The 19,616-nt window shown below is 73.4% G+C and carries 15 protein-coding genes; 14 read left to right on the forward strand and 1 reads right to left on the reverse strand.

Features of this window, described 5'->3' with window-relative positions:
* Positions 1-139 precede the first annotated feature (139 nt).
* Complete coding sequence (locus R3E88_15845; GenBank protein ID MEZ4217959.1) at positions 140-1,984, forward strand: sulfatase; 1,845 nt, start codon at positions 140-142, stop codon at positions 1,982-1,984.
* The gene (locus R3E88_15850; GenBank protein MEZ4217960.1) at positions 1,974-3,509 is read left to right on the forward strand and encodes an HTTM domain-containing protein; all 1,536 of its coding nucleotides are present in this window, start codon (positions 1,974-1,976) and stop codon (positions 3,507-3,509) included. Before R3E88_15845 ends, R3E88_15850 begins: the two co-directional genes overlap by 11 nt.
* 37 nt (positions 3,510-3,546) lie before the next feature.
* Here the strand turns inward: R3E88_15850 and R3E88_15855 are convergent, their stop codons facing one another.
* On the reverse strand, positions 3,547-4,812 hold the full coding sequence (locus tag R3E88_15855) for an NAD(P)/FAD-dependent oxidoreductase (GenBank protein MEZ4217961.1): 1,266 nt from the start codon (positions 4,810-4,812) through the stop codon (positions 3,547-3,549).
* Positions 4,813-4,876: 64 nt separating this feature from the next.
* Here R3E88_15855 and R3E88_15860 point away from each other — a divergent pair, with 64 nt between their 5' ends.
* The 12 genes from R3E88_15860 to tssI all read left to right on the forward strand — a co-directional run bounded on the left by R3E88_15860 (position 4,877) and on the right by tssI (position 19,503).
* The gene (locus R3E88_15860) at positions 4,877-5,578 is read left to right on the forward strand and encodes a hypothetical protein (protein ID MEZ4217962.1); all 702 of its coding nucleotides are present in this window, start codon (positions 4,877-4,879) and stop codon (positions 5,576-5,578) included.
* A gap of 234 nt (positions 5,579-5,812) precedes the next feature.
* Positions 5,813-6,499 carry a hypothetical protein gene (locus R3E88_15865; protein MEZ4217963.1) on the forward strand — a complete coding sequence of 229 codons (687 nt, stop codon included), beginning with the start codon at positions 5,813-5,815 and terminating at the stop codon, positions 6,497-6,499.
* 258 nt (positions 6,500-6,757) lie between these two features.
* Entirely contained in the window at positions 6,758-7,849 is a 1,092-nt protein-coding gene (tssA, locus tag R3E88_15870; GenBank protein ID MEZ4217964.1) for a type VI secretion system protein TssA, read from the forward strand.
* Between the two features lie 57 nt (positions 7,850-7,906).
* Positions 7,907-8,449 carry a type VI secretion system contractile sheath small subunit gene (tssB, locus tag R3E88_15875; protein ID MEZ4217965.1) on the forward strand — a complete coding sequence of 181 codons (543 nt, stop codon included), beginning with the start codon at positions 7,907-7,909 and terminating at the stop codon, positions 8,447-8,449.
* A gap of 3 nt (positions 8,450-8,452) precedes the next feature.
* Positions 8,453-9,940: a type VI secretion system contractile sheath large subunit gene (tssC, locus tag R3E88_15880; protein MEZ4217966.1), complete on the forward strand. Its 1,488-nt coding sequence runs from the start codon at positions 8,453-8,455 to the stop codon at positions 9,938-9,940.
* A gap of 72 nt (positions 9,941-10,012) precedes the next feature.
* Positions 10,013-10,483 carry a type VI secretion system tube protein Hcp gene (locus R3E88_15885; GenBank protein ID MEZ4217967.1) on the forward strand — a complete coding sequence of 157 codons (471 nt, stop codon included), beginning with the start codon at positions 10,013-10,015 and terminating at the stop codon, positions 10,481-10,483.
* A 73-nt stretch (positions 10,484-10,556) separates the two neighbouring features.
* Positions 10,557-11,354: a type VI secretion system accessory protein TagJ gene (locus tag R3E88_15890; GenBank protein MEZ4217968.1), complete on the forward strand. Its 798-nt coding sequence runs from the start codon at positions 10,557-10,559 to the stop codon at positions 11,352-11,354.
* A gap of 8 nt (positions 11,355-11,362) precedes the next feature.
* Positions 11,363-11,845 carry a type VI secretion system baseplate subunit TssE gene (gene tssE / locus R3E88_15895; GenBank protein ID MEZ4217969.1) on the forward strand — a complete coding sequence of 161 codons (483 nt, stop codon included), beginning with the start codon at positions 11,363-11,365 and terminating at the stop codon, positions 11,843-11,845.
* On the forward strand, positions 11,842-13,698 hold the full coding sequence (gene tssF, locus R3E88_15900; protein ID MEZ4217970.1) for a type VI secretion system baseplate subunit TssF: 1,857 nt from the start codon (positions 11,842-11,844) through the stop codon (positions 13,696-13,698). The genes tssE and tssF overlap by 4 nt, the downstream gene beginning before the upstream one ends.
* Positions 13,695-14,735: a type VI secretion system baseplate subunit TssG gene (tssG, locus tag R3E88_15905; GenBank protein MEZ4217971.1), complete on the forward strand. Its 1,041-nt coding sequence runs from the start codon at positions 13,695-13,697 to the stop codon at positions 14,733-14,735. The genes tssF and tssG overlap by 4 nt, the downstream gene beginning before the upstream one ends.
* Positions 14,732-17,455: a type VI secretion system ATPase TssH gene (gene tssH / locus R3E88_15910; protein MEZ4217972.1), complete on the forward strand. Its 2,724-nt coding sequence runs from the start codon at positions 14,732-14,734 to the stop codon at positions 17,453-17,455. The genes tssG and tssH overlap by 4 nt, the downstream gene beginning before the upstream one ends.
* Positions 17,456-17,502: 47 nt before the next feature.
* Positions 17,503-19,503: a type VI secretion system tip protein TssI/VgrG gene (gene tssI, locus R3E88_15915; protein MEZ4217973.1), complete on the forward strand. Its 2,001-nt coding sequence runs from the start codon at positions 17,503-17,505 to the stop codon at positions 19,501-19,503.
* Positions 19,504-19,616: the final 113 nt, after the last annotated feature.

Below are 19,616 nucleotides of genomic sequence, written 5' to 3' on the forward strand. Positions count from 1 at the left end.
CGTCGGCGCGGCCGCCGCGGTTCGAGCTGCGCCGCGGCGGCGCATCCTAGCTCCGCGCCGCGTGCGCGCGGCCACGGGCGGGACGCGCGCTCGGGCGGCCGCGCGCCGAGGGGCGGCGCCTTGCTAGGATGCGCGCGCCGTGCCGCTCCGGACTCGCGCCGCGCCGCTCGCTCTCGCTCCGCTCGCCGCCGTCGCGTTCGCGTGCGGCCCGCCGTCCGCGCCGCGCGACGCCTGGAGCCAGGTCGACCTGTGGCGCGCCGCGCCCGAGGCCGCGCGCACCACCTATGCGACGCGCCACCAGCGCACGATCCGCGCCGTCGCGCCCGCCGTGGGCGCTCCGCTCGTGTTCGACCTCGCGCTCGGCGCGTCGCCGCGGCTGTCGTTCCGGCCGCTCGCGCGCGCGGCCGAGGGGTGCCGGTTCGCCGTCGCGGTGGGCCGCGCAGGCGAGGAGGACGGCTCGCGCGCCGCCGCCGCGGCCCGCGCGGACGAGCGCCTCGACGCCCCGCGCGCGAGCGGGCGCCGCGAGGTCGATGCGCGCGACGTCGCGCCCGCGAGCGACACGCTTCCGCGCGTCGTCGACGTCGATCTCGCGGAGTGGGCGGGCGCGCGCGTCGAGCTCGCGCTCTCCGCGACCGCGCCGAGCGGCGTGCCGTGCGATGCCGCGTGGGGCAGCCCCGTGGTCGTCGATCGCCGCGCGCGCATCGCCGCGCGCGGGCGCGGGGCGCAGCTCCCGAACGTGCTCTTCCTCGGCGCCGACACGCTGCGCGCCGACGCGGTCGGCTTCCTCGGGCGCGCGCCGAGCCCGACGCCGGCGCTCGACGGGCTCGCCGCCGGGAGTCACGTCTTCACCGACGCCTACAGCAGCATCAACAACACGAATCCGAGCTTCGCGTCGCTGATGACCGGCAAGTACGTCAAGAACCACCGCGTCTTCGACCTCAAGTCGCGGCTCCCCGACGCGCACGTGACGCTCGCCGAAGTGCTGCGCGATGCGGGCTACGACACGAAGGCGATCGTCTCGGTCGCGCACCTCGGCCGCGCCGGGCTCCGCCAGGGGTTCGACTCGTTCACGCGCCCGGGAGGCCAGTTCTTCGCGGAGACGGTCGTCGACATGGCGATCGACTGGCTGTCGGAGCCGAGCCCGCGTCCATTCTTCCTATGGCTCCACTTCTTCGACCCGCACATCCCGCACACGCCGCCTTCGCCCTACGACGAAGGGCTCCACCCGGCGGCCGCCTACGGAATGGGGCCGGTCGAGGCCTGGGCGGAGTTCCGCGAGCCCGGGCGCGTCGCGCTCGAGCCCTCGGCGCGCGGCCCGGGCGGGGGCTCGGCGAAGCTCTACCACGGCGAGGTCGCGTACCTCGACCGCCAGCTCGATCGCCTGCTCGGCTTCCTCGACGCGGCCGGTCTCCTCGACGAGACGCTCGTCGTCTTCGTCGCCGACCACGGCGAGACGCTGGGCGAGCGGCTCTCGTTCTTCGACCACGTCGGCCTCTACGAGGAGACGACGCACGTGCCGCTCGTGGTGCGCGTGCCGGGCCAGCGCGAGGGGCGCGTGCACCGCGGCCTCGTGCAGCACTTCGACGTGTTCCCGACCGTCCTCGCCCGGCTCGGCCTCGCCGCGCCCGCGCAGGACGGCATCGACCTGCTCGCGCGCGGCGCCGAGAGCGCCGACGCTCCCGTGCGCGACGCGGTCTTCGCGAACCACGCGAACGATCGGGGCGAGATGATGCGGACGCCGTCGTTCCTGTACCTCGTCAGCCGCGGCATCCCGCGGCTTCCGCGCGGCCCCCATCTCTACGACCTCGAACGCGATCCGCACGCGCGCGACGACGTCGCCGGGGGCGGGCGGCCCGAGGAGGCGCAGCTCGCGGGCGCGCTCGCGCGCTGGCTCGACCAACGCAGCGCGGCCTCCGCTCCCGAGAGCGTTCCGATCGGGGACGAGGAGCGCCGCCAGCTCGAGGCTCTCGGCTATGGCGACTGATTCGCCCTCGCTCGCGGCGCGCGTGTTCGGCATCGACACGCGCTCGCTCGCCGCGCTGCGCATCGCGGTGGCGTCGCTCGCGCTGATCGATCTCGCGAACCGGCTCACGGGGTTCGACGCGCTGTACACGGATGCGGGCGTCGCGCCGCTCGCGCTCGGCCGCACGCTCGGGCGCACGTTCTCGCTCTACGGTCTCGACGGCAGCGAGGCCTTCGCGCTCGCCCTCGCCGCCGCGCAGGCGATCGCGTGCGCGATGCTGCTCGTCGGCTACCGGACGCGCGCCGCGTCCGTCGCGAGCTTCGCGCTCGTCGCGTCGCTCGAGCTGCGCAACCCGTTCGTGAACAACGGCGGCGACGCGTTCCTCCGCATGCTCCTGTTCTGGTGCATGTTCCTGCCGCTCGGCGCGACGGCGTCGATCGACGCGCTCCGCGCCCGGCGCCGCGGCGCGCCCGCCGGCCCGTTCCTCGCGTGCTCGCCCGCGACCGCGGCCGTGATGCTCCAGCTCGGCATCCTCTACTTCGTCGCCGGCGTGACGAAGACGGGGCCCGAATGGGTGGACGGGAGCGCGCTCCGCATCGCGCTCGATCAGCGCTACTGGACGCGCGAGTTCGCCTTCGTGCTCGCGAGCCATCCCGACGGCCTCGTCGTCGGCACGTATGCGACGCGCTGGCTCGAGATCGCGCTGCCGCTCCTGCTGTTCGTTCCGGCGCTCGCGAGCGACCGCGCCGGGCAGCGCGCGCGCATCGCGACGGTGCTCGGGCTGTGGATCTTCCAGGCCGGGCTCGCCTCCACCTTCGTGCTCAACCTGTTTCCGTGGGCGTCGACGTGCGGGACGCTCGCCTTCCTTCCGCCGCGCTTCTGGGCGTGGATCCGCGCGCGGACCGGGCCGGACGCGTACGACACACCGCCGCTCCTCGCGCGTCCGCCCGGTGCGCTGCGCGCCGCGGGCGACGCCGCCGTGCTCGTCGCGCTCGCGGCCAACCTCGCGCTCGCGGGGGCGACGGCGGTGCATGCCTCCGCGCCGCGCTGGCTCGACCGCGCGGGCGGCTTCCTCGGCTTCGAGCAGTCCTGGACCATGTACGCGCCGAGCCCGATCGAGTTCGACCTCGACGTCGAGGTGCTCGGCCACTTCGAGTCGGGCGAGATCGAGCGGCTGCTCGGGCCGGTGTCGAGCACGCGCTTCCGCGCGCCCGCGACGCGCGCGCCCGGCGCCGCGGGCTCGCCCGAGCGCGCCGGCTGGGAGCGCGTCGTCGCGCTCCACGACGGGCACCGCCTCAAGGTCTATCTCGAGACGGGGCTCCGCATGGGCAAGCGCGTCGAGGCGCTGCGGCAGGGCTACCTCGCCTGGGTGTGCCGCGAGTGGAACCGCGCGGCGCGGGAGGGAGAGCGCATCGACGCCGTCGCGTTCGTCGGGCTCTCGCGACGCACCGGCGTCGACGGGCCCGAGCCGCCGAAGACGCTGCAGCTGAGCGAGCGCTCGTGCGCGGCCGACCCGACCGATCTCTCGGTGGGCATCGCGGACTGAGGAAGCGTGCGCGGCTCGGTCCGGCGCGCGCGCGTCGCTAGTCGGAGACGCGCGCCACCGCGGCCACGGGCTCGCGCGCGGCCGCGCGGGCGACGACGCCCAGCAGCCACGGGTCGTAGAGCCCGGCGCTCCCCTCGCCCGTGAACACGCGCGGGAGGTGCCGATCGAGATGCCCGGCGAACGCGCGCCCCAGCAGCGACTGCGGCGCGCGGTCGCGCATCGCGAGCAGCGCGACGAACCGGCCGTCGTAGTAGAGGTCGACCGCGCGCTGCCACGCGCGCAGGTGGCGCAGGTGGCGGCGCTCGTAGCCGCGCAGTGCGCGCGTGCTCCCGCGCAGGAGTGCGTCCGCGAGTGCGCGGGCCGACGAGAGCGCGAGGTGGAGCCCGCTCGAGAACACGGGGTCGACGAAGCCGAACGCGTCGCCGGCGAGCGCCCAGTTCGCACCCGCGCCGCGCCGCGTCGCGAGCTGGTAGTTCGAGTACCGGAGCACCGGAGTGATCCGCCGCGCGCCGGCGGCGACCTCGCGCAGCCGCGGCTCGGTCGCGAGCAGCGCGTCGTACTGGCGCTCGGCCGTCGGCCCGTACGCCGCGAGCGCGTCCGGCGGCGCCACGACCCCGAGCGACACGCGGCCCGGGAGCGGGATGCGCCAGCACCAGCCGCGCGCGAGCTGGTCCGTGTGCACGTGGCCGGGCGCGTCGATCGCGACGCCCTCGCAGTGCGCGAAGAGCGCCGCGTCGCGGCGCGGGCCGGCCTCGGTCGGGAGGCCGAGCAGCCGCGCGACTGCGCGCGCGCGCCCCGTCGCATCGATCACGAAGTCGGGCGGCGCGCCGAGCGCGGAGGCGGCGGCCGCGCGCGACGCGCCCGCGAGCGCGACGCCGTCGCCGCCCCGCGGCGCGCGCTCGAGGTGCGCCGGCTCGCGCACGATCTGCGCGCCGCTCTTCTCGCACGCGGCGAGCAGCGACGCGTCGAGGCGATCGCGCGGGACGTTGTAGGCGTAGGGCGGGGCGCTCGTGCAGGAGCTCGCGAAGTCGATCGCGACGCGGCTCCCGTCCGCGACGACGAACGTCGCGCCGGGCTTGCGCGTCGCGTAGCCGCGCACCTCGTCCTCGATGCCGAGCTCGCGCAGACGCGGGACGACGCCGGGCACGAGCGACTCTCCGACGACGAGCCCCGCCGGCCGACCGCGCGCGAACAGCACGACGCGCGCGCCGGCGCGCGCGAGGTGGGTGGCGACCGCCGTCCCGGCCGGTCCGTCGCCGACCACGGCGACGCGCAGCGACGAGCGGGACGGGAGGAGCGCCATGACAGGATGGAATCGCGGCCGCCGGTGTTTGTCGATCCGGGAGTGCGCGAGTAGCGTGCGCGCCATGCCGGGCATCGCCGCCGTCGCGCGCGGAGCGGGAGCCGCGCTCGCAACGCTCCTCGTCGTCGCGTACCCGCTCGTCGTGTGGTTCGCGTGGACGCGCCTCGACGTGCGCGCGACGGGCGCGCTGCTGCTCGGGCTCGTCGCCGCGACCGCCGCGCTCCGCGCACGGGGCGCGCCCGGCGAGCTCGCCGCGCTCGCCCGCCAGTACGCGCCACTCGTCGCCCTGGTCGGTCTCGCGGTCGCGACCGGCGAGCGCGTCGTGCTGCTCTGGATGCCCGTCGTCGTGAACCTCTTCCTGTTCGCGACGTTCGCGCACAGCCTGTTCGTCGGGATGCCCGTGATCGAGCGCTTCGCGCGCACGGTCGACGGCGACCTCCCCGGCTTCTGCGTGCCGTACTGCCGCAAGGTGACGATCGTCTGGTGCGCATTCCTGCTCGCGAACGCGCTCGTCGCGGCGGTGCTCGCCGTCGCCGGCCCCATCGAGTGGTGGACGCTCTACACGGGCGCCGTCGGCTACGTGCTGATGGGGCTCCTCTTCGCGGGCGAGTTCGTCGTTCGCAAGCTCTGGTTCCGCCACTACAAGGGCGGGCCGCTCGACGCGACGTTCGCGCGGCTCTTTCCCGCGGAGCGGACGGCGAACGGGCGCCGCTCGCTCGCGTGGGTCGCCGCGCGCGAGGCGCGTGCGGCGGAGCGGGCTCGTTAGGCAGGCCGCGGCGCGGCACGCACGGGCCGTGGCCGGCGTCCACGGGCCGATCGGCCCGCACCCCGTGCGCGCTCCGCGCGCAGCTCCCGTGCAGACGACCTAGGCCGATCGGCGTATACGGCGGGCCGCCCCAGGCGTGTAGACTGCCTCGCGTCCGCTCGGGGAGCGCCCGCACGCGGGCAGGCCCGAGCGCGACCCGGCGCGGCACGACCCGAGCCGTCGAAGGGAGGTCCGATGGGATTCACGGTGGCGGAGCTCGCGAAGCTCTGCGAAGCGGTCTACCACAAGGATCTCGGCGAGCGGCAGAAGTGGGTCACGCCGGGCGTCCACGAGCGCACCTTCGACGACGGCACGATCGACACGCTCGCCGCGGCGAAGACCGGCTTCCACGGCGGCTGCTACGTCAAGGACGACACCGCCGCGATCGTCTTCGCCGGCACGAACGCGCGCAGCATGAAGGACCTCGTCGCCGACGTCCGCATGGTGTGCGGACAGATCCCCGCCCAGGCGCAGCGCGCGGCCGACCTGATCCAGACGTACGGCTCCTGGGCCAAGAGCCACGAGGGCGTGAAGACCTTCGTCGTCGCCGGGCACTCGCTCGGCGGCGCGCTGACGCAGCTCGTCGCGACCGCGCAGGATCTTCCCTTCGTCACCTTCAACGCCTACGGCACGCTCGCCCTCGCCAAGGACGGCTCGAACGCGATCGGCCAGGTCGCGAAGTGGTCGAAGGACGGAGCCCAGGGCATCAACGTGCGCGACTCGAACGACCCGGTGAGCAAGGTCTCGGAGCACATCGGGAAGGTCGTGACGCTCGCGTTCGGGAGCTCGATCACGGGTGCGCACTCGATGGGCAGCCTCGCGCGCAACCTCGAGGGCGCGCACGGCGGCGCGCGCCCCTTCGTCGACGAGCCGTTCAACTGATGCGCGCGGCCTTCCCGCTGCCGCGAGACACGAACGCCGCGCTCGCGGCCACCCACGAGCGAGTGGGCGCGGGGAGGAACTCCCACGGTCCTGCGAGGAGTTCGCTGGAGGGCGTGCTTGACCTGCGGCAGTGGAAGGGCTCCAATCGCGAGGCCTCCTCGTGGGGACGCGCAGAGCGCGGCAGAGGGTGCGACGCGCGCGACGGCGCGCCGCGCCGCAGAGGTGCGGCCCTCGCGGGCCGCGTGAGGTGAGGCGTCGATGGCGGACCTCGACGAGCTGCTGAAGCCGGTGTCCGACGCCGACCCGACCGGGGCCGACGTCCGCTACGACGCGGCCGACCTCGCGCTCGACCGCATCAAGCAGCTGCGCACCGCGGTCTCGCCCGACCTCGACCCCGACGGCCGCGGGCGCGATGCCGACTGGCGCGGCGTCGCGCGCGAGTGCGAGACGCTGCTCCGCACGCGCACCAAGGATCTCGAGGTCGCCGGGTGGCTCGCCGAGGCCTGGGCGCGGCTCGAAGGTCCGGCGGGGCTCGAGCGCGGGCTCGCGCTCGTCGCGGAGCTCGTCGACCGCTACTGGGAGCGCCTCCATCCAGGTTGGGACGCGGACGACGGCGTGACGCTGCCCGTGCGGGCGCGCCCGCTCGCGTGGCTCGGCGGCTCGCAGTCCTTCCTCCAGTCTCTGAAGGAGGCGCCGCTCGTGCAGGCCTCCGGTGGGCGCGTCCTCACGTGGGCGCTCTACGAGGGCGCGCAGCGCCTCGACGAGCCGACGGTCGGCGACGATCGGCGCGCCGAGCTCGTGGAGGCCGGCGCCATCACGAGCGATGCGTGGGCGGCCGCGCTCGACAGCGTCTCGCCCGCCGAGCTCGACGATGCGCGCGCGAGCCTCGCGCGCGCGAGCGGGCACGTCGACGCGCTCGGCGACCGCGTCGCCTCGCTCTTCGAGGACGACGAGGCCCCCGAGCTGCACCGGCTCGCGCGCCTGCTGCGCGACATCGACGAGACGCTCGGCGGCGGCGGCGCGCATGGCGGCGCGCACGACGACGCGTCGGCCGGCGAGACGTCGTCCGCGCCCGAGGGCGCGCGCGCTCCCGCCGCGCGCGCGTCGGGCGCGCCGAGCGGCCCCATCGCGTCGCGCGAGGACGCGCTGCGCCGGCTGCGCGAGGTGGCGGACTACTTCCGCCGCACGGAGCCGCACAGCCCGCTCGCGTCGCTGATCGCGCGCGGCGTGCGCTGGGGGTCGATGTCGTTCGAGGAGGTGCTGCGCGATCTCGCGCGCGACGACGACTTCCTCGGGAAGATCTGGGAGACGCTCGGGATCGAGCCCGCGCGCTCGTCCGACGACGACTGACGAACACGTCGCGCGACGCGGGCACCGCGTCGCGCGCGAGATCCTGGAGGTGGCGAGATGCCCGAGAGCGTGTACGACAAGAAGAAGCGCGTGCGTCCGCCGCGCGTGAACATCACGTACGACGTCGAGCTCGGCGGCGCGCAGGTCGCGAAGGAGCTGCCCTTCGTCGTCGGCGTCGTCTCCGACCTGTCGGGGCACCCCGCCGAGGCGCTCCCGAAGCTCAAGGACCGCAAGTTCACCGAGATCGATCGCGACAACTTCGACGACGTGATGAAGAGCATGAAGCCGCGGCTCGACATCAAGGTGGACAACGCGCTCGTCGGCGACGGGAGCGAGCTCAAGGTCGAGCTCGCGTTCTCGAAGCTCGAGGACTTCTCGCCCGACGCGCTCGTCGAGAAGGTCGAGCCGCTGCGCAAGCTGATGGAGGTGCGCAGCAAGCTGAAGGACCTCCAGAGCCGCACCGAGGGCAACGACCGCCTCGAGGAGCTGCTCGACGCGGTGATCGAGAGCCCGGAGCTGCGCGCGAAGCTCGGCGCGGCGACGGGCGTGGGGGCCGGCGACGCGGGCGACGACGCGGCGTCGAGCGACGGAGAGGAGTAGTCGATGGCAGCCCGCACCAAGGCGGTGAAGGTCGAGAAGCTCGGCGAGCTCGAGGGCGAGGACCTGCTCGCCCAGATGATCGACACCGGCATCAAGCCGCGCGGCGACGAGGCGCACGACCGCGCGCGCGAGCTCGTCCGCAACTTCGTGGCCGAGCTGCTCGACCCGGGGATGGTCACCGCGAAGGGCGTCACGAAGACGATCAACGCGCGCATCGCGGCGATCGACGAGCTGCTCTCGAAGCAGGTGAACGCGATCCTCCACCACCCCGAGTTCCAGCAGCTCGAGGCGTCGTGGCGCGGGCTCCACAAGCTCGTGCACGGGAGCGAGACCGGCGAGAACCTCAAGGTCCGCGTGCTCAACGTCTCCAAGAAGGACCTGCTCAAGGACTTCAAGGCGGCGCCGGAGTTCACGGAGAGCGCGCTCTGGAAGAAGGTCTACGAGTACGAGTTCGGGCTCTACGGCGGCGACCCCTACGGCGCGCTCGTCGGCGACTTCGAGTTCGGCAAGGGGCCGCAGGACGTCGAGCTGCTGACGGAGATGTCCCAGGTCGCGGCGGCCGCGCACGCGCCCTTCATCACCGCGTCGGCGCCCGACATGTTCGGCATGGACTCGTTCACGCAGATGCCGAACCCGCGCGACCTCGCGAAGATCTTCGACAAGAGCAACCCCGAGAACACGAAGTGGCTCTCGTTCCGCGACTCGGAGGATTCGCGCTTCGTCGCGATGGTGCTGCCGCACGTGCTGCGACGCCTGCCGTACTCGATGAAGGACAATCCCGTCGAGAACTTCGACTTCGACGAGCAGGCGACCGAGCACGACCACTACTGCTGGGGCAACGCCGCCTACGACTACGCGCAGCGGCTCACGGCGGCCTTCGCGCAGCACCACTGGTGCGTCGCGATCCGCGGGCCCGAGGGCGGCGGCATGGTCGAGGACCTGCCGATCCACACCTTCAAGACGGCCGAGGGCGACGTCGCCGCGAAGTGTCCGACCGAGGTGATGATCCCGGACACGCGCGAGAAGGAGCTCTCGGATCTCGGCTTCATCGGGCTGCTCAACTGCAAGAACACCGACTATGCGGCGTTCTTCGGCGGCAACTCGGTGCAGCGCCCCAGGAAGTACGACACGAAGGAGGCGACGGCGAACGCGAAGCTCTCCAGCCAGATCCCGTATCTGATGGCGACCTCGCGCATCGCCCACTACCTCAAGGCGATCTGCCGCGACAAGATCGGCTCCTTCATGTCCCGCAGCGAGTGCGAGACGTTCCTGAACCGCTGGATCAAGAACCTCGAGCTCGACATGGACGACGCCACGCAGGAGGCCAAGGCGCAGCGGCCCCTGCGCGAGGCGCGCATCGACGTCATCGACGACAAGGCGAGGCCCGGTTGCTACCAGGCGATCGCCTATCTCAAGCCCCACTTCCAGCTCGACGAGCTGGGCGTGTCGTTGCGGTTGGTCGCGGACCTGCCGGAGCCGGCGCAGAAGTAGTGCTTCGTTCGGCGCGGTCGGAGGGTCCGAGCGCGGGGAACGATCCGAGATCCGAAGCGGTCGGGGGACCACATGGCCACGAAGCAGTTCATGAAGATCGGGAGCGTGAAGGGCAACTCGAAGGACGGCAAGCACGACGGCTGGAGCGACGTGAAGAGCATCTCCACCGGCGTCGGCAACGCCGTCAACTGCGTGCAGGCGGCGAAGGGGAAGTCGAGCGGGGCCGCCGCGACGCTCTCCAACATCAGCGTGAAGATGGAGGTCGACAAGTCGATCCCCGAGCTGCTCGCCTACTGCGCCGTCGGCAAGGTGTGGGACAAGGCCGAGTTCGAGATCTGCGAGGAGGGCGAGTCCGACCCGCTGCTCCGCATCGAGCTCGGCGACAAGGTCGCGGTGACGTCGTGCAACGTGCAGGCGGACGCGGCCGGCTCGCCCGAGGTCACGCTCGGCATCGCCTTCGCGAAGATCACGTGGAAGTACAAGACCGACAAGGATCTCTTCTGGGACCTCAAGAAGAACGAAGGCAGCTTGAAGGCCAAGTAGATCCGACGGCGCCGCGGCGAGGTCGCCCGCGCGACGGAGCCGGTCGGCGTGCGTCGATGGGAGTGTCGTCGACGTGAGCGCCGAGGACGCCTTCCGAGCGGGGAAGCTCGACGACGCGGTCGCGGAGCAGGGCGCCGTCGTGCGCGCGGCGCCGCTCGACGCCGATGCGCGCTGGAAGCTCTTCGTGCTGCTCTGCTTCGCGGGCGAGCTCGAGCGCGCCGAGAAGCAGCTCGATGCGCTCGCGACGCGCGACGACGGGCTCGCGCGGAGCGCGGTCGTGCACCGCGCGCTGCTCGCGTCCGAGCTCGAGCGCACGCTCGTCTTCGACGGCGCGCGCGCGCCGTCGCTCCCTCCCGATGCGCCGCGCCACGCCCGGCTGCGCGTCGAGGCGCTCGCCGCGCTCGGGCACGGCGACGAGGAGGGCGCGTCGCGTCTCGTCGCCGAAGCGGTCGAGGCGACGCCGCCGCTCGCCGGGCTCCTCGACGGCGAGCCGTTCGACGGGCTCTGCGACCTCGACGACCGCTTCGGCGCCGTGCTCGAGGTGCACGCGGGCGGGCGCTACCTGTGGATCCCGCTCGACGGCGTGCGGCGCGTCGACGTGCACGCGCCGTCGAGCGCGATCGACGTGCTCTGGCGGCCCGCCGAGATCGTCGACGCGAGCGGCGCGACGGCGCGCGTCTTCCTGCCGTCGATCTATCCGCGCAGCCGCGAGAGCGCGAATCCGCTCGTCGCGGTCGGCCGCGAGACCGAGACGCTCGCGAGCGGCGGGCTCGAGCTCGCGCGCGGCCACCGCCGCTTCCTCGTCGCGCGCGGCGACGCGCTCGGCGAGATTCCGCTCGCGGCGCTGCGCTCGCTCGAGCTCGGCGGTTAGGCGTCGGCGTGGCGCGCGCGGAGACGAGCGACGTCCTGCGGCCGTCGATCCTCGACCGGCTGATCGACGACAGCGGCGCGTCGTCGTTCCAGGGCGTGACGGTGCGCGAGCTCAAGGCCTCGGTCGCGCGCGACGTCGAGTGGCTGCTGAACACGCGCGTCTTCTGCCCGTGGGACCTGTCCGGCCACGACGAGGCGCGCGCCTCGCTGCTCACCTACGGCCTTCCCGACCTCTCGTCGTACTCGTGGACGGAGGCCGCGCACGGGCGCCGCATCGCCGCGCTGATCGAGGAGCGCATCAAGCGCTTCGAGCCGCGCATCCAGGAGCGCTCGGTCCGCTGCGCCGTGCAGCGGGCGGACGACGTCGCCGACTTCCGCCTGCGCGTGCGCATCGAGGCGATCCTGCACGTCGAGCCCATCCTCGAGCCCGTCGTCTTCGACTCGGGGCTCGACCTCGCGGGGGGCAGCTTCCGGATCGAGAGCTTCGAATGAGGCGCGACGACCTGCTCGAGTACTACGAGCGCGAGCTGCGCTTCATCCGGCGCATGGCCGCCGACTTCGCGGAGAAGTACCCGGAGGTCGCGGGGCGCCTGCTGCTCGAGCCGACGAAGTGCGACGACCCGCACATCGAGCGGCTGATCGAGTCGTTCGCGATGCTGACGGCGCGCGTGCAGCTGCGCCTCGACGACGGCTTCGCGGACATCAACGAGTCGCTGCTCGACGTCCTCTACCCGCACTACCTGCGGCCCGTGCCGTCGATGAGCATCGCGCAGCTCGAGGCCGACCCGGCGGCCGCGGCCGTCGCGGGCGGGCTGCGCGTCGACGCGCACTCCCTGCTCGAGTCGAAGCCGGTCGGCGGCGTGCGCTGCCGCTTCCGCACCGCCTATCCGGTGCAGCTCTTCCCGATCGAGATCGTCTCGGTCGAGCGCGTGAGCGCGACCGCGCTCGGCGCGCCCGCACCCGACGACGTGCTGTCGGCGCTGCGCATCCGTCTGCGCACGCAGGGCGGCGTCCCCGTCGCGGGCCTCGCGATCGACCGCCTGCGCTTCTTCCTCGACGCCGTGAGCGGCGACATCCACGCGCTCCACGAGCTCTTCCTGCGCGACGCGCGCGGCCTGTGGGTGCGCGGCGCGGACGACGCACCGCCCGTCGCCGTCGGCGCGCATGCGATCCGCGCCGTCGGGTTCGAGCGCGACGAGGGGCTGCTCGAGTACCCGCGCGAGTCGTTCCTCGGCTACCGGCTCCTGCACGAGTACTTCGCCTTCCCCGAGAAGTTCCTGTTCGTCGACCTCGCCGAGCTCGCGCCCGCGACGTCGCGCATCGCAGGCACGGAGCTCGTCGTCGACGTGCTGCTCGGGCCGTCGCTCGCGCAGCGCGACGTGAACGTCGGGCCCGAGAACCTCCGGCTCGGCTGCACGCCCGTCATCAACCTCTTCCCGAAGACCGCCGACCCGATCCGCCTCACGAACGCCACCGTCGACCACCCCGTGGTGCCCGACGCGCGCGCGCCGCTCGCGTTCGAGGTGCACTCGGTGACGGGCGTCGAGACGTCGCGGCCCGGCCGCGAACGCCGCGCCTATCGTCCGTTCTACGGCCTCGGCTACGGCGAGGCGACGACGCGCGGCGACGCCTTCTGGCACGCGACGCGGCGCGCGTCGCTGCGCAAGGCCGACGCGGGGACCGAGGTCGCGATCTCCCTCGTCGACGCCGACTTCGAGCCCGCGGACGTCGACGGCGCCGTGCTCCACGTCGAGACGCTGTGCACGAACCGCGAGCTTCCGGCGCGGCTCCCGTTCGGCGACCCGAAGGGCGACTTCCAGCTCGAGGGACGGCCCGGCGTGCGCCGCATCGTCGCGCTGCGCAAGCCCACCGCGCCGCACGCGCCGCCGATCGGCGCGGGAGCGCGCTGGCGGCTCGTCTCGCACCTCGCGCTCAACCACCTGTCGCTGTCGGGCGCGCCGGGCGGCTCGCTCGCGGGGCGCCCCGAGGCGGCCGGCGACGCGCTCGTCGCGCTGCGCGAGATCCTGCGGCTCTACGACTTCGACGACTCGCCCGTGACGCGCCAGCGCATCGCGGGCATCGCATCGATGCGCACGCGCGCGGTCGTGCGTCGCATCGCGCACGCGCGCGGCGGCGGCTTCGCGCGCGGCATCGAGGTCGAGCTCGGCTTCGACCCGTCGCAGTACACGGGCGCGGGCGTGCTGCTCTTCGCGTCGGTGCTCGAGCGCTTCTTCGCGCTCTACGCGTCCGTCAACTCGTTCACGCAGACGGTGGCGAGCCTCGAGGGCCAGGCGACGCCGCTCAAGCGCTTCCCGCCCCGCGTCGGCGCGCAGGCGCTCCTGTGACGGCGGAGCGCAGCGCCTACGACGGCGTCGAGTTCTTCCAGCTCGTGCGGCGGCTGCAGCGCGAGCGCCCCGCGCGGCGCGCGGTCGGCCACGCGTCGGAGCCCGCCGACGAGGCAGTGCGCTTCGCTTCGGCGACCGATCTCGCGTTCGCGGCGCGCGACGTGCAACGGGTCGAGGTCGCGGACGACGGGCCGGTGCGCGTCGAGGTCGGCTTCCTCGGCGTCGCGTCGCCGCACAGCTTCGGCTCGCTGCCCGCGCCGTACGTCGAGGAGGTGCACCGCCGCGCGAGCGCGCGCAGCACCGCGCTGCGCGACTTCCTCGACGTCTTCAACCACCGGCTCGTCTCGCTCTTCTACCGCGCGTGGGAGCGCAGTCGCATCGACGTCGCGCACGAGCGCGCGCCCGACAACGCCTTCCGCGCGGTGCTGCGCGCCGTGCTCGGGCTCGAGGGGCCGGGCCTCGCCGAGCGCGTTCCCGTCGACGATCGCGAGCTGCTCGGCCGCGCGGGACTCCTCGCGATGCGGCCGGCGCCCGCGGCTGCGCTCGAGGGTGCGCTCGCGAGCCTGTTCGACCTCGATGTCGAGGTCGTGCCGTTCTCGCCGTGCTGGTTCGAGATCGATCCCGAGGATCGCGCGCGGCTCGGCGTCGCGAACGCGACGCTCGGCAGCGACGCCGCGCTCGGCTCCTCGGTCTGCCTCGTCGATGCGCGCTTCCGCATCCGCATCGGGCCGATGGACTGGGAGCGCTACCGGAGCCTGCTGCCCGGCTCGGAGGGCTTCACGGCGCTCGTGTCCGTGGTGCGGCTCGCCGTCGGCAACGAGCTCGACTTCGACGTGTGTCTCGTGCTCGACGGCGCGAGCGTGCCGCCGCTCGTGCTGCGCGGGCGCGGCGAGCAGGCGCCGCGGCTCGGCCACGCGACGTGGCTGCGGCGCGAGCCCGCCGCCGAGCCCGTCGACCAGGCGATCTTCCACGCGACGGCCGCGCGTCTCGACGGCGCGCGCGGCGCGCGCCGCGCGGCCGGAGGTGCCCCCCGATGACGCTCGATCTCCGTCAGCTGATCGGCAAGCTCGGCGAGACGCCGCGGCGCGCGCTCGAGGGCGCCGCCGGGCTCGCGCTCTCGCGCACGCACTACGAGGTCGAGCTCGAGCACTGGCTCGCCAAGCTCCTCGAGGCGGACGACGGCGACGTCGCGCTCGTGCTGCGGCGCTTCGAGCTCGACCCGGATCGCGTCGCGCGCGCGATCGACGCCGCGCTCGACCGGCTGCGCAGCGGCAACCAGCGTCGCCCCGACCTCACCGAGACGATCGTCGACGTCGCGCGCGACGCGTGGGTGTGGTGCTCGGTGAACTACGGGCTCGCGCGCGTGCGCTCGGGCGGGCTCCTGCTCGCGGCGCTGCACGACGCGCGGCTGCGCCGGCGCCTCGTCGAGATCGAGCCGCAAGTCGAGCGCGTGAACCCGGAGACGCTCGCGCGCGACTTCGTCGCGCTCGTCGCGGGCGGGCGCGAGGACGGCGAGGCGCAGGCGGCGCTCGCGAGCGCGGGCGGCGCGGCGCGCGGCGACGGGCGCGCCCCGTCGGGCGGGCCGTCGCAGACGCCCGCGCTCGACCAGTACACGGTCGACCTCACGGCGGAGGCGCGCGCCGGGCGCATCGATCCGGTGCTCGGCCGCGAGGCCGAGGTCCGCCAGATCGTCGACGTGCTGACGCGGCGGCGGCAGAACAACCCGATCCTCACCGGCGAGGCGGGCGTCGGGAAGACGGCGGTCGTCGAGGGCTTCGCGCGCCGCATCGCTCTCGGCGACGTGCCCGAGCCGCTGCGCAACGTCGCGGTGCGCGCGCTCGACCTCGGGCTCCTGCAGGCGGGCGCGAGCGTGAAGGGCGAGTTCGAGAACCGGCTCAAGCAGGTGATCGACGAGGTCAAGCGCTCGCCGCAGCCGATCGTCCTGTTCATCGACGAGGCGCACACGCTGATCGGCGCCGGCGGGCAGGAGGGGCAGAACGACGCCGCGAACCTGCTCAAGCCCGCGCTCGCGCGCGGCGAGCTGCGCACCATCGCCGCGACGACGTGGGCCGAGTACAAGAAGTACTTCGAGAAGGATCCCGCGCTGACGCGGCGCTTCCAGCCCGTGAAGGTCGAGGAGCCGGACGAGGAGACGGCGATCCGCATGATGCGCGGCGTCGCCGACCGGTTCGAGGCGCACCACGGCGTGCACGTGCTCGACGAGGCGATCGTCGAGTCGGTGCGGCTCTCGGCGCGCTACGTGCCCGCGCGCCAGCTGCCGGACAAGTCGGTCAGCGTGCTCGACACGGCGTGCGCGCGCGTCGCGATCGGGCGCGCGGGCGTGCCCGCGCCGATCGAGGACCTGCGGCGGCGCATCGACGCGCTCGAGACGGAGCGCCGCGCGCTCCTGCGCGAGCGCGCGCTCGGCGCCGATCACTCGGTGCGCGTCGCGGCGATCGATGCGGACGCGGCGCGCACGCGCGAGGACCTCGCGGCGCTCGAGGAGCGCTGGGAGCGCGAGAAGGAGATCGTGGATCGCATCGCCGGGCTGCGGCGCGCGCTCGTCGGCGACGGCGACGACGAGGCGGCGGGAGCGGACGAGGCGGCCGGTGCGCACGGCGCGGCGAGCGGGGACGAGGCGGCCGACGTCGCGGGTGCGCCCGACCCCGACGCGCTGCGCGCCGAGCTCGACGCCGCGAAGCGCGAGCTCGCGGAGCTGCAGGGCGACGACCCGCTCGTCTCGATCGACGTCGACGGGCAGGCGATCGCCCAGGTGATCTCGTCGCAGACGGGCATCCCCGTCGGCCGCATGCTCGCCGACGAGATCCGCTCCGTGCTCGCGCTCTCGGACACGCTCCGTCAGCGCGTGCTCGGCCAGGACCACGCGCTCGAGACGATCGCGCGCCGCATCCACACGTCGCGCGCGAACCTCGACAACCCGCAGAAGCCGATCGGCGTGTTCCTGCTCGTCGGGCCCTCGGGCGTCGGCAAGACGGAGACGGCGATGACGATCGCCGAGCAGCTCTACGGCGGCGAGCGCAACGCGATCGTGATCAACATGTCGGAGTACCAGGAGGCCCACACCGTCTCGAGCCTGAAGGGCAGCCCGCCCGGCTATGTCGGCTACGGCGAGGGCGGCGTGCTGACGGAGGCCGTGCGCCGCCGGCCGTACTCGGTCGTGCTGCTCGACGAGGTCGAGAAGGCGCACCCCGACGTGATGGAGCTCTTCTTCCAGGTGTTCGACAAGGGCGTGCTCGAGGACGGCGAAGGCCGCGAGATCGACTTCAAGAACACCGTCATCCTGCTGACCTCGAACGTCGCGAGCGACACCATCATGGCGCTCTCCGCCGACGAGGAGACGCGGCCCGAGCCCGATGCGATCGTCGAGGCCGTGCGCCCCGAGCTCCTGAAGGCGTTCCCGGCCGCGCTGATCGGGCGGCTCGTCGTGGTGCCGTACTACCCGGTGACGGGCGACGTGCTCGCGCGCATCGTGCGCCTGCAGGTCGATCGCATCGCGCGCCGCGTGCGCGCGAACCACGGGGCCGAGTTCGTGTACGGCGACGAGCTGGTCGCGGCCGTGGTCGCGCGCTGCAACGACGTCGAGAGCGGCGGGCGCGCGGTGGACAACATCCTCACGCACTCGATGCTGCCGCAGCTGTCGGCCGAGGTGCTCGCCCGCATGGCGGAGGGGCGCGCGTTCGCGAAGGTCGCGGTCGCGGTCGACGACGACGGCGGCTTCCGTTTCGATCTCTCCTAGCGGAGTCACGGGCCCGTCGCGCAGCGGCGGCCGAGGAGCGACGCCCCATGGCGCTCAGCACGAAGAACCGCACCTGTCGCGTCCACGCGCCGAACGGCGACGACGTGTTCCAGCTGGTCTCGCTCTCGGGCACCGAGCGCATCTCGGGGCTCTACGAGCTCGACCTCGTGCTCGCCTCCGAGGACGTCGACGTGAAGCTCGACGCACTCGTCGGCCAGCCGCTCGCCGTCGAGGTCGCGCTCGGCACCGGCGAGCGCTTCTTCCACGGCATCGTCGCGAGCTTCGGGCTCGCGAGCGCGGGCGGCGACCGCGTCGAGTACCGCGCGAAGCTCGTGCCGTGGCCGTGGCTGCTCGGACGCAGCGCGGACTGCCGGATCTTCCAGCAGAAGTCCGTGCTCGACATCGCGAAGGAGGTCTTCGACGCGCTCGACCTCACCGACTACCGCATCGACGCCGACGCCGGGAGCTATCCCGCGCTCGAGTACACGGTGCAGTACCGCGAGACCGACCTCGACTTCGTGTCGCGCCTGCTCGAGGAGCACGGCATCGGCTTCTACTTCGAGCACGAGAAGAGCAAGCACACGCTCGTGCTCTTCGACGCCTCCGACCAGAACCCGGATTGCCCCGTGCACGCGAAGGCGTCGTACGTCGGCGAGGAGGCCGAGCAGACGCCCGGCATCGTGACGCGCTGGAACGCACGGCTCGACCTGCGCAGCGGCGCGTGCGCCCTCCAGGACTACAACTTCGAGGATCCGAGCGTCGACCTGATGGCGACGCAGCCGACGACGAAGCCCGTCGGCGGCAACGATCGGCTCGAGGTCTACGAGTACCCGGGCTCGCACCAGAGCACGTCCGAGGGCAGCGCGCGCGCGCGGCGTCGGATCGAGGCGGAGGAGGCGGCGGCGCAGGTCGTCGACGGCGCGAGCACGTGCCACGACTTCTCGCCGGGCTACCGCTTCGAGCTGCGCGGCCACGACCGCAAGGACTTCGCCGGCCGCTACCTGCTGCGCGAGGTGCGACACGCGCTCGAGCCCGACGCCGGCGGGTCCGCCTATCGCAACGAGTTCGTCTGCATGCCGGCGTCGGTGCGCTACCGCCCGCTCGCGACGACGCCGCGCCCGCGCATCCACGGCGCACAGACGGCGGTCGTCGTCGGCGAGGCCGGGCGCGAGATCGACGTCGACGACTACGGCTCGGTCTACCTGCGCTTCCACTGGGACCGGCGCAAGGAGGACCTCCCGAGCCCGACCTGCCGCGTGCGCGTCGCCCAGCACTGGGCCGGCAAGGAGTGGGGCGCCTACTTCGCGCCGCGCATCGGGCAGGAGGTGATCGTCGAGTTCCTCGACGGCGATCCCGCCCGGCCGCTCGTCACCGGCCGCGTCTACAACGGCCAGAACAAGCCGCCCTACGCGAACCCCGAAGAGGGCGGCATCAAGAGCCGCAGCACGAAGGAGGGCGGGGCGGACGAGTTCAACGAGATCCGCCTCGTCGACAGCAAGGGCAGCGAGCTCTTCTTCGTGCAGGCGCAGCGGGACTGGCAGGCGAACGTCAAGAACGACGCGCTCGAAGAGGTGGGCCGCGACCGCACGCGCAAGGTCGTCAACGACGAGAAGGTCGAGATCGGGAACGACCGCACCGTCGACGTCAAGAACGACCACACCGAGAAGGTCGGCCGCAACGAGAAGCTCGAGGTCGGCGAGGACCGCTCGCGCTCCGTCACCGGCAACGAGGACGTCGCGGTCCGCAAGGCCCAGCGCATCTCCGTGGACGAGAAGCGCACGCTCACCGTCGGGAAGGCGCACGAGATCACGATCCGCGACGACCAGGGCGAGGTGGTCGAGGGCAAGTACGACCTCGACGTGCGCAAGGCGTGGTCGGGGCGCGCGAAGACGATCTCGTTCGAGGCCGCCGACGAGGTGCGCATCCGCACGGGCTCCGCGGAGATCGTCATGAAGAAGAACGGCGACATCACGATCAGCGGCAAGAAGATCAACGTCAAGGGGACGGGAGATGTCATCCTCGAAGGCAAGTCGATCAAGCAGAACTAGCGACGCCGTCGGCGCGGACGCGACCTCGGAAGCGAGCAGCGGCGCGCGCACGGACGCGCGCGCGGGCGAGCGCGGGGCGCACGGGCTGCTCGACGCGATCCTCGCGTCGCCCC

The sequence above is a fragment of the Myxococcota bacterium genome (assembly GCA_041389495.1).
In the GTDB taxonomy this organism is placed as follows: Bacteria; Myxococcota_A; UBA9160; order UBA9160; family UBA4427; genus JAWKRT01.